Raw genomic sequence first — 12966 nt, forward strand, 5'->3', positions numbered from 1 at the left:
CGACGATGCCGCAGCTCGCAGGCGTCGCACACAAACACATGCATTGCGACGCCCGAGCGTGCGCTCGCTCACCCGTCGCCGTGGCTCGCGGAGGCATTCAGCGCGGAAGCAATGGCCGCATCGCCGTTGGCGATGTCTTTCCACGACAGTTCCACACCGTTCCGATGCCCGCGCAGCGTCAACTTGAGCCCGTTCGGATCGATTGCAAGCGTGTAAGCCTGCCCTTCGATGGTGAGTTCGCGGCGTAGCGGTTTGTCTAATGGCGTCATGGGGAGCCTTCTCACTGAGTAGTGAAGAGCGGATGTCGCTAGGCCATAACGCTTACGTATCCGGCGCGCAACGGCCAGCGATCAGCGAGAGTACACCCTGGCTATCGACGACGCGATGGCGGCGCGGTAGTGCCACGCACGATCAGGTCCGCGGAGAGGATGCGCTTGCGCGGTGGCACGTCGGAATCGTTGAGCAATTCGATGAGCATGCCCATGGCTTCGCGTCCTAGCGCGTTCTTCGGCTGGGCAACTGTGGTTAGCGCCGGGGTGGTGTATCGCGCGAAACGAATGTCGTCGAAACCGACGATGGAGACATCATCCGGCACGCGCAAGCCACGCGCATTCAATGCGCGCATGGCGCCGATCGCCATCTCATCGTTTGAGCAGAACACCGCAGTGAACGATTGCCCCTGCGACAACAGCAATTCGATGGCCCGCTCTCCGGCCTCGATGGAAAAATCGCCGGCAGCGGTCAGTGCAGGATTGATTGCTATCTCCGCACGCTGCAGCGCCTGCCGATAACCCTGCTCGCGATCCACGCAGATCGGGCTCGCCGGCGGGCCTGCGATGAAAGCGATGTCGCGATGACCAAGCATCACCAGGTAGTCGACGGCGACACCCGCAGCGCTGACGTTGTCGACGAAGACGCTGGAGATCTGTGCGTCCTTGACGTATTCGCACGCGTTGACCACGGGCAACCTGCCCTGGATCGGAATCGACGGCACGCGTGGGGACATGGTGATGATGCCGTCGGCTTGCCTGGCGGCGACCATGTCGGCGTATGCCTGCTCGCGAACCAGGCTGCCCTGGGTTTCACCCAGCAACACCGAGTAGCCGCTCTCGTGCGCCACCTGTTCGATACCGCGGATCACTTCGGAGAAAAATGGGTTGGCGATATCAGGCAGCAACGCCACGATCAGGCGCGTGCGCGCCGTGCGCAGGTTGCGAGCGAGTGCATTGGGCGTGTAACCCAATCGCCGCACCACGTCATGGATATGCTGGCGCGTGATCTCGCTGACGATCTCCGGGCGCTGCAGCGCGCGCGAAACGGTGGCCACGGAAACATTCGCGGCGGCGGCAATTTCCTTCACCGTCCGTCCGCGCACAGGCTGCTTCGCGACGTCGGTGCTTGCGCCCTTGCGGCCCTGCCCCTTGCGCTTGGAACCATCCGCACTCACGAGTTCCGATCTCCTTCGCAGCCGCCGTGTCCGGGACGATACCACTGGCTTCCAGCCCGCAAGCGCCTGCTGGCGCCATCTCCACGCAGAGTCTAACGCACTTTGGTGCGCTGCAATGTAATGGATTACATGAAAGCGTTGCGCCAGCGTTTGCACATCTGTTACATAAACCCGCCGCTTTGCGGTGATGGCCGTCGTTGCGTCGATGACAACCGGCCAGGCGAAAATCGAAAGACCCAATGTTTGCGCGGATGTAATCGAATACATTTTCAATCGCAGCATCGCATCGGAGGGGTAATGAGGGGACGGTCCGTGTCGTGCATCGCCAGCGAGGCGCCGGGCGCCATGCGTGCGCGATCCCGCTCATCTCAATGCTCCGCTTCAACGGAAAAGGCGCGATGAGCCGGCTGGGCATGGCCCTCGTTGGCCCCGGTTTCATTGCGGCGCATCACATCGACGCCGTCCGCCGCCTGGGCAACGTGGACATCGTCGGCATCGCCGGATCGAGCGCCGAATCGGCCCGCCGCCGATCCAACGAACTTGGCGCCGGACGCGCCTACGACAGCTATCAACAGTTGCTCGATGATCCGGCCGTGCACGTGGTGCACAACACCACGCCCAATCATCTCCACAAAGAGGTGTCGCTGGCCGCGCTGCGCGCCGGCAAACATGTGATCTCGGACAAACCGCTGGCGAGCAGCGCGCAGGAAAGCCGCGAGCTCTTCGAGGCCGCGAGGCATTCCGGGCTCGCCCACGTCGTCACCTTCAACTACCGCGGACACGCGCTCGTGCAGCAGGCGCGCGCCATGATTGCGAAGGGCGAACTTGGCGCGCCCGTGTTCGTGCATGGCTGCTACCTGCAGGACTGGCTGACCGACGAGCGCAGTTATTCCTGGCGTCTCGATCCCCGCCTGGGCGGTGCGAGTTCTGCGCTGGGCGATATCGGCTCGCATTGGTGCGATCTCGCCGAACACGTCACCGGTTCGCGAATCGTGGCCGTGCTTGCCGATCTGCATACGACGGTGCCCGTCCGCCATGCCCCCGTGACGGCCACCAAAGCCTTCGACACGTCCACAACGGCACAGCGGCGCGAGGTGAAGATCACCAGCGAAGATCTCGCCAGCGTTCTTCTGCGCTTCGACAATGGCGCGCGCGGCTGTCTCGTGGTCGGCCAGGTGCTGCCGGGACACAAGAACGATCTGCGCCTTGAAGTGAACGGCCGCGAGGCATCCGTCGCGTGGCGACAGGAGCAGCCCAACGATCTGTGGATGGGTCATCACGCGCAGGCCAATGCCGTGATCACCCGGGATCCCGCTCAGCTCGATCCATCCGCGCGCGGGTACGCGCATCTGCCTGCTGGCCATCCGGAATCCTGGGCAGATGCATTCCGCAACCTCATCGCCGACGCCTATGCGTGGATTCGCACGGGGGCCACGCCACAGAGCAAACCCTCCGCCCTGCCGACCTTCGCCGATGGCTACCACAACAGCCTCGTGATCGAGGCCATGCTTCGCAGCGATGCGTCCGGTGGCGCGTGGCAGCAGGTCGACGACGATTCCGCATCGCAACTCAACACAGGGGAACGGGCATGAAGTGGCGCCTTCGCTTGATGATGCTGCTCGAGTACGCGATCTGGGGCGCGTGGTACGTCACCGTCGGCACCTGGCTCGGCAAGACGCTGCACTTCAGCGGCCAGGAGATCGGCGCGATCGCCGGCACCACCGCCATCGGCGCGATGATTTCGCCACTGTTCGTCGGCCTGCTCGCCGACCGCCTGTTCGATACGCGCTGCGTGCTGGCCGTACTGCACCTTGCGGGCGCTGCGTTGCTCGTGGTGGCGGCGCAACAGCAGGCGTTTGCGATTCTCTACACCGTGTTGCTGGTCTACAGCCTCTGCTACATGCCGACGCTGGCGCTCACCACGTCGCTTGCCATGCGGCATATCGACGATCCGCGCGAGGAGTTCGGCGCCATCCGCGTGTTCGGCACCATCGGCTGGATCGTCGTGGGCCTGATCGTCGGCACCTGGGGCGTGGAAGCCACGGCATCGCCGCTGCATCTGGCGGCGGGACTCTCGGTCGTCATGGCCCTCTATTGCATCACCCTGCCCGCCACACCGCCACTGGCGCGCCACCAGCGCTTCGAATGGCGCCATGCACTGCCACTGGAATCACTGCATCTGCTGCGCGGTCGATCCATGGCAGTGTTCGCGCTTGCCTCCTTCCTGATCTGCATTCCGCTGCAGTTCTATTACGCCTTCACCAACCTGTTCCTCAACGAAATCGGCGTGGTCAACGCCGCCGGCAAGATGACTGGCGGTCAGATGTCGGAGCTGCTGTGCATGCTGCTCATCCCCTGGTTCTTCCGCCGGCTCGGCGTGAAGTACATGCTTGCCGTCGGCATGCTGGCGTGGGTGCTGCGTTATGCGATGTTTGCCTTCGGCAATGCCGATCAGCTGATGTGGATGCTGTGGCTCGGCATCATCCTGCACGGCATCTGCTTCGACTTCTTCTTCGTGGTGGGACAGATCTACATCGATCGCGAGGCTCCGCCCGCGCTGCGCGCCGCCACGCAGGGACTGATCACCTTCCTGACCTACGGCCTGGGCATGTTCGTCGGCTCGTGGTTGTCGGGCGTGGTGGTCGACACGCACGCGCAAGCCGGTGCGCAAGGCGTCGCCATGCACGACTGGCACGGCATCTGGCTCATCGCCGGTGGATGCGCGGCCTTCGTGCTCGTCCTGTTCGTAGCGCTGTTCAAGGAACGCCGGGCCGTCGCCACTGACGCCGCTGTCGCCACGACCTGATTCCCCCTCATCCCCGTTCGGCCCTTCAGGAGATTCGTTCCATGATGACCCGCAGGCAGTTCCTGGCTCGATCCGCACTACTGGGCAGCGCCGCCTGGCTCGCTGCCGGCGCCCCCGGCAGGCTTCTTGCCGCAGCGGCCGGCAAATCGCTCGGCATCCAGTTATACATGGTGCTCAAGGCGTACCAGGACGATCCGACGGGAACGCTGAAGACGCTCAAGTCCATCGGCTACACCGAGATCGAGGCCATCATCACCACGACGGCCAAGACGCTGCGCGACCAGTTGAACGACGCCGGCCTCGCCTGTCCCAGCATGCACTTCGACAGTCTCGGCATCGATGCGGGCCTGGAAGCCGCGCACACGCTCGGCACACAGTACTTCGTCAGCAGCATGCTGCCGTCCTTCATGGCGAAGATGAAAGGCGGCAAGGCCGAGGCAACCTATACGCGCGACGACGCCAAGCGCACCGCCGAATTCGCCAACCAGATCGGCGAGAAGGCGAAGAAGGCGGGCCTGCAATACGCGTATCACAACCATCATCTGGAGTTCACCGACGTCGGCAACGGGCAGACGTTCTACGACGTGCTGCTCAAGGAAACCGACGCGAACCTCGTCAAGCTGGAACTCGACTGCGGCTGGGTGCACGCGGGCGGCAAGAATCCTGCGGACTACTTCAAGGCCAATCCCGGCCGCATTCCCTTGATGCATGCGAAGGACTTCCTCCCCTCGCCTTCTCCCAACGAGTTTCCGGGCGCGGAGCTAGGCCGCGGCACGGTGGATTACAAACCGATCATGGCCGCCGCGGACGCCGCAGGCCTGAAACACTGCTTCGTCGAGCAAGAAGGCCCATTCAATCGCATGAGCCAGCTCGAAGCGGCACGTGTCGACTACGCCTATCTGCGTCCGCTGCGCTGAGCGGCGCATCCTCACTGACCGAACTCTTGTTTCCAGGGAACCTCATGGAAAAGAACACGTACGACGCCATCGTTGTCGGCACCGGTGTCAGCGGCGGCTGGGCGGCGAAAGAACTCACCGAAAAAGGGCTCAAGACGCTGGTGCTGGATCGCGGCCCCATGGTCAAGCACGGCGACTACCCCACTGCGATGAAGGCGCCATGGGAGCTTCCCTATGCCGACGAGCCCACGCAGGAGGACATTCGTCGTCATCCCGTGCACACGCGACCTTCGTTCTATGGCATCACGCAGTCGACCAAGCATTGGTTCGTCGATGATCTCGACAATCCGTATGTGGAGACCAAGCCGTTCGACTGGTTTCGCGGCTATCACGTCGGCGGACGCTCGCTGATGTGGGGTCGCCAGAGTTATCGCCTCAGCGAGATGGACCTGACCGCCAACGGCAAGGAAGGCGTGGGCGTGGACTGGCCGATCCGCTATGCCGACCTCGCGCCCTGGTACGACTACGTCGAGAATTTCATCGGCGTGAGCGGCTCCACCGAAGGGCTCGCGCAGCTTCCCGATGGACACTTCCTGCCACCGATGGAACTCAACATCGTCGAGCAGGAATTCAGCGGCCGGCTCGCCGACACGTTCGGCCGCAAGCTGATCATCGGCCGCACGGCCAATCTCTCCGCGCCACTCAAGCACGACCAGAGCCCGCAGCGCGCCACCTGCCAATACCGCAACCTGTGCATGCGCGGTTGTCCGTTCGGCGGCTACTTCAGCAGTAATTCGTCGACACTGCCCTCAGCCGAGCGCACGGGCAACATGACCATCGTGCCCAATGCCATCGTCTACGAAATGATCTACGACCACGCCCGCGGCAAGGCCACCGGCGTGCGCGTGCTCGATGCCGAGAACGGCAAGCAGACGGAGTACTTCGCACGCGTGATCTTCCTGTGCGCATCGACCTTCGGCACCACGCACATCCTGCTCAACTCCACCTCGAGCCGTTTTCCCAATGGCTTCGGCAACGACAGCGGCGAGCTGGGCCACAACGTGATGGATCACCTGTTTGGCGGCGGCGTCACCGCGTCCGTGGATGGCCATGAGGATCGCTACTACTCCGGCCGGCGACCCAACGGCTTCTATATTCCGCGCTATCGCAACGTGGGCGATGACAAGCGCTCGTATCTGCGCGGCTTCGGCTACCAGGGCGGCGCGAGCCGACGCAGCTGGTCGCGCCTGGTGGATGAGCCGCTGCTGGGCGATGAGCTCAAGCGCGCGGCCGAAGAGCCGGGTCCGTGGCAGATCTCGATGTCCGGTTTCGGTGAGATGCTGCCTTCGCACGACAACTACGTGACGCTGGATCACTCGCGCAAGGACAAGTACGGCCTGCCCGTGCTCAACTTCAACGTGGCGCATGGCGACAACGAAATCCAGATGCGCAAGGAAATCCTCAGCGATGCGGCGGAAATGATGACGGCCGCGGGTTATCGTGACGTGCACACCTACCAGGTCGAAGCGAACGTGGGCGCCGCCATTCACGAGATGGGAACGGCGCGCATGGGGCGCAATCCGAAAACCTCGGTGCTCAATGGCTGGAACCAGATGCATGCGTGCAAGAACGTGTTCATCACCGACGGCTCGTGCATGACCTCGTCCGCCTGCCAGAACCCGTCGCTCACCTATATGGCACTCACCGCCCGCGCGGCCAGCCACGCGGTGGAAGAACTCAAGCGCGGCAATATATGAGGACATCGCCATGAACCGTCGTGAATGGTTGAAATGCGTTTCCGCCCTGGCCGTGGGCGCGGTTGCCGCGCCATCGTTGTTGGCCACCCTGGATGCCTACGCCACGGCACGCGCGCCGGGTTACGCGCCAACGTTCTTCAGCGCACCTCAAAGCGGGCTGATCACGTCCGTCGTCGACATCATCATTCCCCGCACCACCACGCCGGGTGCAGTCGATGCCGGCGTTCCGGCCTTCATCGACCAGATGTTCACCAGCGTCTACACCAAGGAAGAACAGGAACGCTACCTGGCGTCGCTTGCAGCATTCGACCGCGCCGGCAGCAAGCCTTATCTGCAGCTCGACGATAAGCAACGCAAGGCGCTGGTCACCAGGCTGCACAAAGAGGCGCTAGGCCAACCCGCGGATGCCACATCGGCATCCGCCGCCAACTTCGTGTTGATGACCAAGAAGCTGGCCATGCTCGGCTTCTTCATGTCCGAACCGGGCTGCACGCAGGTGTTGCAATACGCCGCGGTGCCGGGCGCCTACCATGCTGACCTGCCGCTGGCCAAAGCCGGCAACGGCAAGGCGTGGGCCGTCGAAACCGTCTTGACGCTCTGATCCATGAGCCGAACGCAAACGCCAGGTGAGCACGCATGAAGACACTCAAGGGTCCCGGTATTTTCCTTGCCCAGTACGCGGGCAACGAGGCGCCATTCAATACGCTGCCCGACATCGCGCGATGGGCCGCCTCGCTGGGCTTTGTCGGCGTGCAGATTCCGTCGAACGATCGCCGCCTGTTCGATCTTGAGCAGGCCGCTGCAAGCAAGACGTATTGCGACGATATCGCCGGCACGCTCGCTGAGCACGGGTTGGTCGTCACCGAATTGTCCACGCACTTGCAGGGCCAACTCGTCGCTTCGCATCCCGCCTATGACCGGTTGTTCGATGGCTTCGCGCCACCCGCATTGCGCGGCAACACGCAGGAGCGGCAGGCGTGGGCGGTGGCGCAGCTCAAGCTCGCGGCGAAGGCCAGCCAGCATCTTGGACTGTCGTCGCACGCCACCTTCTCCGGTGCGCTCGCCTGGCACCTGTTCTATCCATGGCCGCAGCGCCCGGCTGGCCTGATCGATCAAGCGTTCGCGGAACTCGGCAAGCGCTGGCGTCCGATCCTCGATGCATTCGATGATGCAGGCGTGGATGTCTGTTTCGAACTGCACCCGGGCGAAGACCTGCATGACGGCATCACCTTCGAGCGCTTCCTCGATGCGGTGGATCATCATCCGCGCGCCAACATTCTTTATGACCCCAGCCACATGGTCCTGCAGCAGATGGACTATCTGGCCTTCATCGACATCTATCACGAACGCATCCGCGCATTTCACGTGAAGGACGCGGAGTTTCGCCCCAACGGACGTGCCGGCGTCTACGGCGGCTACCAGAGCTGGATCGATCGCCCCGGACGCTTCCGCTCGCTGGGCGATGGACAGATCGATTTCCGCGCGGTCTTCAGCAAGTTCGCGCAGTACGACTATCCGGGCTGGGCGGTGCTCGAATGGGAGTGCTGCCTGAAGGATCCGCAGGTAGGCGCGAAGGAAGGTGCGACTTTCATTCGCGATCACATTATCCCGGTGACCGATCGCGCCTTCGACGACTTCGTCGCCACCGATGCGGACCCGGCGTTCAATCGCCAACTCCTTGGAATCGACTAAGCCATGAGCGACCAATCCCTGGGCCTCACTCGCCGCGCTGCATTGGGACGCATCGCGGCGGCGGCAGCGTTCGGCGCCACGTCCATGCTGGTCTCTGCACAAGCATCGCCAAGCAAAACGTCGCCGGAGCGATTGCCCGCCGGGCGCCTCAAGCAATCGCTGAGTCGCTGGACGTCCAAGGAACCGCTGCCGCAGCTGTGCAGCCGCATACAAACCATGGGCTTCAGCGGGCTCGACCTGGTGCACGTGGATGAGTGGTCGGTCGTCACCGATCACGGGCTGGCGGTGTCGATGGGCTATCCCACGCGACGCGATAACTTCATTGCGATGGGTTTCAACGACCCGGCCAACCACGCCGTGCTGCTGAAGGAACTGGAAGACACCATTCCGCTGGCCAGGAAGGCCGGCGTGAAAAACCTGATCACCATGTTCGGCAACCGTCGCGCCGACATCGACGAGAAACAGGCGCGGGACAACTGCATCGCCGGCTTGTCGAAGATCGCTCCCTACGCCGCGGAGAACGGCATCACCCTTTGCGTGGAGTTGCTCAACAGCAAGGTGGATCATCACGGCTACCAAGGCGACAGCACCGCGTTCGGCGTGGCCGTGATGAAGGGCATCAACTCACCGAACGTGAAGTTGCTCTACGACATCTATCACATGCAGATCATGGAAGGCGATGTCATCCGTACCGTTCGCGACAACATCGCCTGGATCGGCCACTTCCACACCGGCGGCGTGCCGGGTCGCCACGAGATCGACGGCACGCAGGAGCTGAATTACCACGCCGTCGCCAAGGCGATTGCGGATGCCGACTTCCAGGGATACATCGCGCACGAGTTCGTTCCCGCCAACCCCGATCCTTTCGCCTCTTTCGCCGATGCCGTGCGGATATGCACGGTATGAACCCGCCACGGACATTTCCATGAAGCAACTCAACACCACCATCCTCGCCCTGCTGGCCGCCGCCATCATCGGACCATCGTCGGCGCACGCACAGGCTTCGGAACCTACCGACCCCAAGGCCACCGAACAGTGGGAACCCGTGCCCAAGGTGGTAACGCCCGGCAAGCAGGATGCGGCGGCACCCTCCGATGCCATCGTGCTGTTCGACGGCCACGACCTCAGCCAGTGGGAGGCATCGAAAGAGCACACGCCGGCACACTGGAAGGTGCACGACGGCATAGCGACGGTCGACAAGACGAGCGGGAACATCCAGACCAAGCAGCATTTCCGCAACTATCAGCTGCACCTGGAATGGCGAGTGCCCAAGAACATCACCGGCGAAGGTCAGGCGCGCGGTAACAGCGGCTTGTTCCTCGCCTCGACCGGTCCTGGCGACGAGGGCTACGAGATTCAGATCCTCGATTCGTACAACAACAAGACCTACGTCAACGGACAGGCAGCCAGCGTCTACAAGCAGGCCGCGCCGCTGGTGAACGCCATGCGGCCGCCCGGCGAATGGCAGACCTATGACGTGGTGTGGACGGCGCCGGTGTTCGCCGCCGACGGCTCGCTGAAATCGCCAGGCTACGTCACGCTGTTCCATAACGGCGTGCTGGTGCAGAACCACACCCAGCTGGCCGGGGAAACGTTCTACATCGGCAAGCCGAAATACAAGCCATACGCGGACGCCGCCATCAAGCTGCAGGCGCATGGCGATCCATCAGCGGCCATCAGCTTTCGCAATATCTGGGTGAGGCCGCTGGATTGAATCGCGTAAAAAAAGCCGAGCCCCACGGGGCCCGGCTTTTGAAGTGCAACATCGACAGATCTGCTTGACGCCCAGGCTCCCGAGCTAGAACTCCTGGCTCAAACGAATGCCGATGGTGCGCGGTGGCGTCATGACGGTATACACCTGACCGTTGGGATACTGCGGCACCACGTCGTGGGCCGCGCAAACGGATTCCGCGCATTCGGTGTAACGGTAAAGTTGTCCACGCTTGTCGAACACGTTGTTGATGTAGAGATCCACCGACAGGCCATGCTTCTTGATGCCAGCCGTAAAGTCCGCGGTCGTGTACGCAGGCAGATTGCCCACCAGTCCGCGCTCCAGGATGCGCAGGTCCGACGTGCGCTCGCCCACGTGCACCACGGCAGCCTGCACGAAGGCCTCCATGCCGGCCACGTCGAAAGCATAGCGAGCGATGAGGTTGCCCTTGAACTTGGGCGTCACCGGCAACTGCGTGCCCTTGGGTGCCTGCGGTCCGGTCACCACGTCACCCGTGAGCGGATTGACCGTGCCCGCAGGACAGTACGTGATCGGCGTGCCGCTGGTATCCGTGAAGCCGCAGTAGTTCTCCGTCAACTTGGCGTTGTACAACGCGATGCCCGCGCCAATGGTGAGGTTGTAGGTGGCGGCCCAGTTCAGATCCGACTCCAGGCCATCGATGCGCGCCTGGCCCGCGTTCTTGATCTCGGTAAGACCATTGGCGCCGAGGATGCTGAACTGGAAGTCCTTCCACTTCTCGCGGAATACGGCGCCGTTGAACGACAGGCGATTCTCGAACCACGTCGTTTTCCAACCCAGTTCGTAGTTCGTCAGATAGTCCGACTTGTACGGCGGCAGACTGCCCCTTCGATTGATGCCGCCGGGGCGGAAGCCTTCGGACCAGGTGCCGTAGATCATCTTGGTGGGCGTGATCTGCCAGGTCAGGTTGGCCTTGCCGAGCGAACCGGTTTCCTGGGTGGTCTTGAAGAAGTCCGAGCACGGCGCGCCGTGGTAAGGCGTTTGCGTCACGCAGCCTGCTTCGCCGTAACTCGATGACGGCGAATAGCCAGCACTGAATCCGTAGAAGCCCTGCAGGCTGTTGTCCGTCTTGAAGTAGCGCCCGCCGATCGTGCCAGTCAAGGTCTCCGGTATGAAGTCGTAAGACAGCTCGCCGAATACCGCCTTGTCACGGTCGTTGCGTTGCTGCTCGGTGAGCCACAGCGTGTTGGGCCAGCCGGGCACCGCCAGCGAATCGGCCAGGCCGTTGATCATGTAGGCCTGTTCGATGTCGTGCACCTGTTTCTGCCAGAACAGGCCGCCCACCACGCGCAGGCGGTCTTCCTTGGGCGAGGCGATGCGCAGCTCGTGGCTGTTCATCGTGTAATGGTCCTTGCCCTGGATGAACTGCGACGGATTGATCAGCTTGCCACTGTTGTCGTAGATGTAGGCACCGTAGCCGGCCAGCGTGTCGTACCAGAACGAGTAGTCGCTGTAATCGCTGTACTCCTCCTGGTTGCGCTTGAGGCGACCGTACGCATAGGTCAGGTCGAAGTTGCCGATCTTGCCTTCCACCGTCAAGGCCGCCTGGATCCAGCGGTCGTTGGTCTTTTCCGGATAGAAGTGCGTGATCGCCAGGCTGCCCACCTGCGGATCGGAAGCCACGTTGCCGTTGGCCACCGTCTGCTGCCCGATCAGCGACGGCGTGATCGACCACTCGTCGTTGAGGTTGATCTTCAACGCCGCACGCGCGCCGCTGGTGTCGACGTCGTTGTAGTTCTTCTTGGCCGCGCCGGTACACACGAGATCCGGCGTATTCGGGCATCCCTTCGCATTGCTCACGGTGATGCCGGAGGTTGGGAAGGTGCGCTCGCCGACCACGTTGTCGATATAGCCCGCGTCGTGTTCATGCCAACCCACGAGTCGGATCGCCGTGCTCGGCGACAACGGGATGTTGATCATGCCGTCGGCCTCGTAGCCGATGCCGCCATGATCGACCGAGTTGGTGCCGACGCTGTAACTGGCGGCGAATCCACTCGGATCGGGCTTGTTGGTGATGATGCGCAACGCGCCCGCTTCGGCACTCGCGCCATAGAGCGTACCCTGCGGGCCCGACAACGACTCGACGCGGGCGATGTCGTACATGTGGATGTCGAGCGGCCCCTGGATCGTGGTGACCGGCTCTTCGTCCAGATAGACGCCCACGCTCGGCAAGGAACCGGAATGGTTGCCGTCGCCGCCACTGGCCACGCCGCGCATGTAGATCAATGCGAAGCCGGGACCAAACGTCTGGTAGGAAACACTGGGCAGGTATTTCACGTAGTCGTCGAAACTCTTGACGTGAAGCTCCTGCAGTTGCTCTCCGCCCAGCACGTCGATGCTGATGGGCACCTTCTGAAGATTTTCCTCGCGCTTCTGCGCCGTCACCGTCACCGTACCCAGCGTCTTGGGCTTGGACGGTGTGGCTGGCGGTGCGGGTGGAGTCTGCCCCTGGCTCTGGCCCTGGCTGTTGTCTTGCGCGAAAACGCTTGGCGCCACGGCAAGACAGATCGCCGCGGCAAGCGGCAGCCTGGCTAGTCGCACCCTGTCTGTACGTATTGGCTGTCTAGGCCTGACCCTCTGCATCGACTTACCCTCCCCGGTAGTGACGACGATTTATG

General features: G+C 62.8%; 11 protein-coding genes. 8 read left to right on the forward strand and 3 right to left on the reverse strand.

Features of this window, described 5'->3' with window-relative positions; genetic code table 11:
• Positions 1–68: 68 nt before the first annotated feature.
• Entirely contained in the window at positions 69–269 is a 201-nt protein-coding gene (locus ABIC75_RS02095; RefSeq protein WP_354012210.1) for a hypothetical protein, read from the reverse strand.
• A 101-nt stretch (positions 270–370) separates the two neighbouring features.
• Complete coding sequence (locus tag ABIC75_RS02100) at positions 371–1447, reverse strand: LacI family DNA-binding transcriptional regulator (RefSeq protein WP_354012211.1); 1077 nt, start codon at positions 1445–1447, stop codon at positions 371–373.
• A gap of 398 nt (positions 1448–1845) precedes the next feature.
• Between ABIC75_RS02100 and ABIC75_RS02105 the strand changes: the two genes are divergently transcribed.
• Genes ABIC75_RS02105 through ABIC75_RS02140 form a run of 8 tightly spaced genes read left to right on the forward strand, consistent with a single transcriptional unit; the run spans position 1846 to position 10312 of the window.
• Positions 1846–3039 carry a Gfo/Idh/MocA family protein gene (locus tag ABIC75_RS02105; protein ID WP_354012212.1) on the forward strand — a complete coding sequence of 398 codons (1194 nt, stop codon included), beginning with the start codon at positions 1846–1848 and terminating at the stop codon, positions 3037–3039.
• Positions 3036–4253 carry a nucleoside permease gene (locus tag ABIC75_RS02110; protein ID WP_354012213.1) on the forward strand — a complete coding sequence of 406 codons (1218 nt, stop codon included), beginning with the start codon at positions 3036–3038 and terminating at the stop codon, positions 4251–4253. The genes ABIC75_RS02105 and ABIC75_RS02110 overlap by 4 nt, the downstream gene beginning before the upstream one ends.
• Before the next feature lie 41 nt (positions 4254–4294).
• Positions 4295–5170 carry a sugar phosphate isomerase/epimerase family protein gene (locus tag ABIC75_RS02115; RefSeq protein WP_354012214.1) on the forward strand — a complete coding sequence of 292 codons (876 nt, stop codon included), beginning with the start codon at positions 4295–4297 and terminating at the stop codon, positions 5168–5170.
• A gap of 44 nt (positions 5171–5214) precedes the next feature.
• Complete coding sequence (locus ABIC75_RS02120) at positions 5215–6906, forward strand: GMC family oxidoreductase (RefSeq protein WP_354012215.1); 1692 nt, start codon at positions 5215–5217, stop codon at positions 6904–6906.
• 10 nt (positions 6907–6916) lie between these two features.
• Positions 6917–7507 carry a gluconate 2-dehydrogenase subunit 3 family protein gene (locus ABIC75_RS02125; protein WP_354012216.1) on the forward strand — a complete coding sequence of 197 codons (591 nt, stop codon included), beginning with the start codon at positions 6917–6919 and terminating at the stop codon, positions 7505–7507.
• Positions 7508–7542: 35 nt separating this feature from the next.
• Positions 7543–8598 carry a sugar phosphate isomerase/epimerase family protein gene (locus ABIC75_RS02130; protein WP_354012217.1) on the forward strand — a complete coding sequence of 352 codons (1056 nt, stop codon included), beginning with the start codon at positions 7543–7545 and terminating at the stop codon, positions 8596–8598.
• A 3-nt stretch (positions 8599–8601) separates the two neighbouring features.
• Positions 8602–9504 (forward strand): hydroxypyruvate isomerase family protein, encoded by a 903-nt coding sequence (locus tag ABIC75_RS02135; protein ID WP_354012218.1) that lies wholly within the window; start codon positions 8602–8604, stop codon positions 9502–9504.
• Positions 9505–9523: 19 nt separating this feature from the next.
• Complete coding sequence (locus ABIC75_RS02140; RefSeq protein ID WP_354012219.1) at positions 9524–10312, forward strand: 3-keto-disaccharide hydrolase; 789 nt, start codon at positions 9524–9526, stop codon at positions 10310–10312.
• 84 nt (positions 10313–10396) lie between these two features.
• On the opposite strand, the gene ABIC75_RS02145 is transcribed toward ABIC75_RS02140, so the two are convergent.
• The gene (locus ABIC75_RS02145; RefSeq protein WP_354012220.1) at positions 10397–12931 is read right to left on the reverse strand and encodes a TonB-dependent receptor; all 2535 of its coding nucleotides are present in this window, start codon (positions 12929–12931) and stop codon (positions 10397–10399) included.
• Positions 12932–12966: the final 35 nt, after the last annotated feature.

The sequence above is a fragment of the Dyella japonica genome (genome assembly GCF_040545895.1).
GTDB lineage: Bacteria > Pseudomonadota > Gammaproteobacteria > Xanthomonadales > Rhodanobacteraceae > Dyella > Dyella japonica_D.

Excerpts from the sequence above, each read along its gene's own strand:
- ABIC75_RS02135 (WP_354012218.1), top strand. The coding sequence starts at position 8,602 with ATGAGCGACCAATCCCTGGGCCTCACTCGCCGCGCTGCATTGGGACGC.
- ABIC75_RS02130 (WP_354012217.1), top strand. The coding sequence starts at position 7,543 with ATGAAGACACTCAAGGGTCCCGGTATTTTCCTTGCCCAGTACGCGGGC.
- ABIC75_RS02140 (WP_354012219.1), top strand. The coding sequence starts at position 9,524 with ATGAAGCAACTCAACACCACCATCCTCGCCCTGCTGGCCGCCGCCATC.
- ABIC75_RS02115 (WP_354012214.1), top strand. The coding sequence starts at position 4,295 with ATGATGACCCGCAGGCAGTTCCTGGCTCGATCCGCACTACTGGGCAGC.
- ABIC75_RS02145 (WP_354012220.1), bottom strand. The coding sequence starts at position 12,931 with ATGCAGAGGGTCAGGCCTAGACAGCCAATACGTACAGACAGGGTGCGA.
- ABIC75_RS02110 (WP_354012213.1), top strand. The coding sequence starts at position 3,036 with ATGAAGTGGCGCCTTCGCTTGATGATGCTGCTCGAGTACGCGATCTGG.
- ABIC75_RS02105 (WP_354012212.1), top strand. The coding sequence starts at position 1,846 with ATGAGCCGGCTGGGCATGGCCCTCGTTGGCCCCGGTTTCATTGCGGCG.
- ABIC75_RS02120 (WP_354012215.1), top strand. The coding sequence starts at position 5,215 with ATGGAAAAGAACACGTACGACGCCATCGTTGTCGGCACCGGTGTCAGC.
- ABIC75_RS02095 (WP_354012210.1), bottom strand. The coding sequence starts at position 269 with ATGACGCCATTAGACAAACCGCTACGCCGCGAACTCACCATCGAAGGG.
- ABIC75_RS02125 (WP_354012216.1), top strand. The coding sequence starts at position 6,917 with ATGAACCGTCGTGAATGGTTGAAATGCGTTTCCGCCCTGGCCGTGGGC.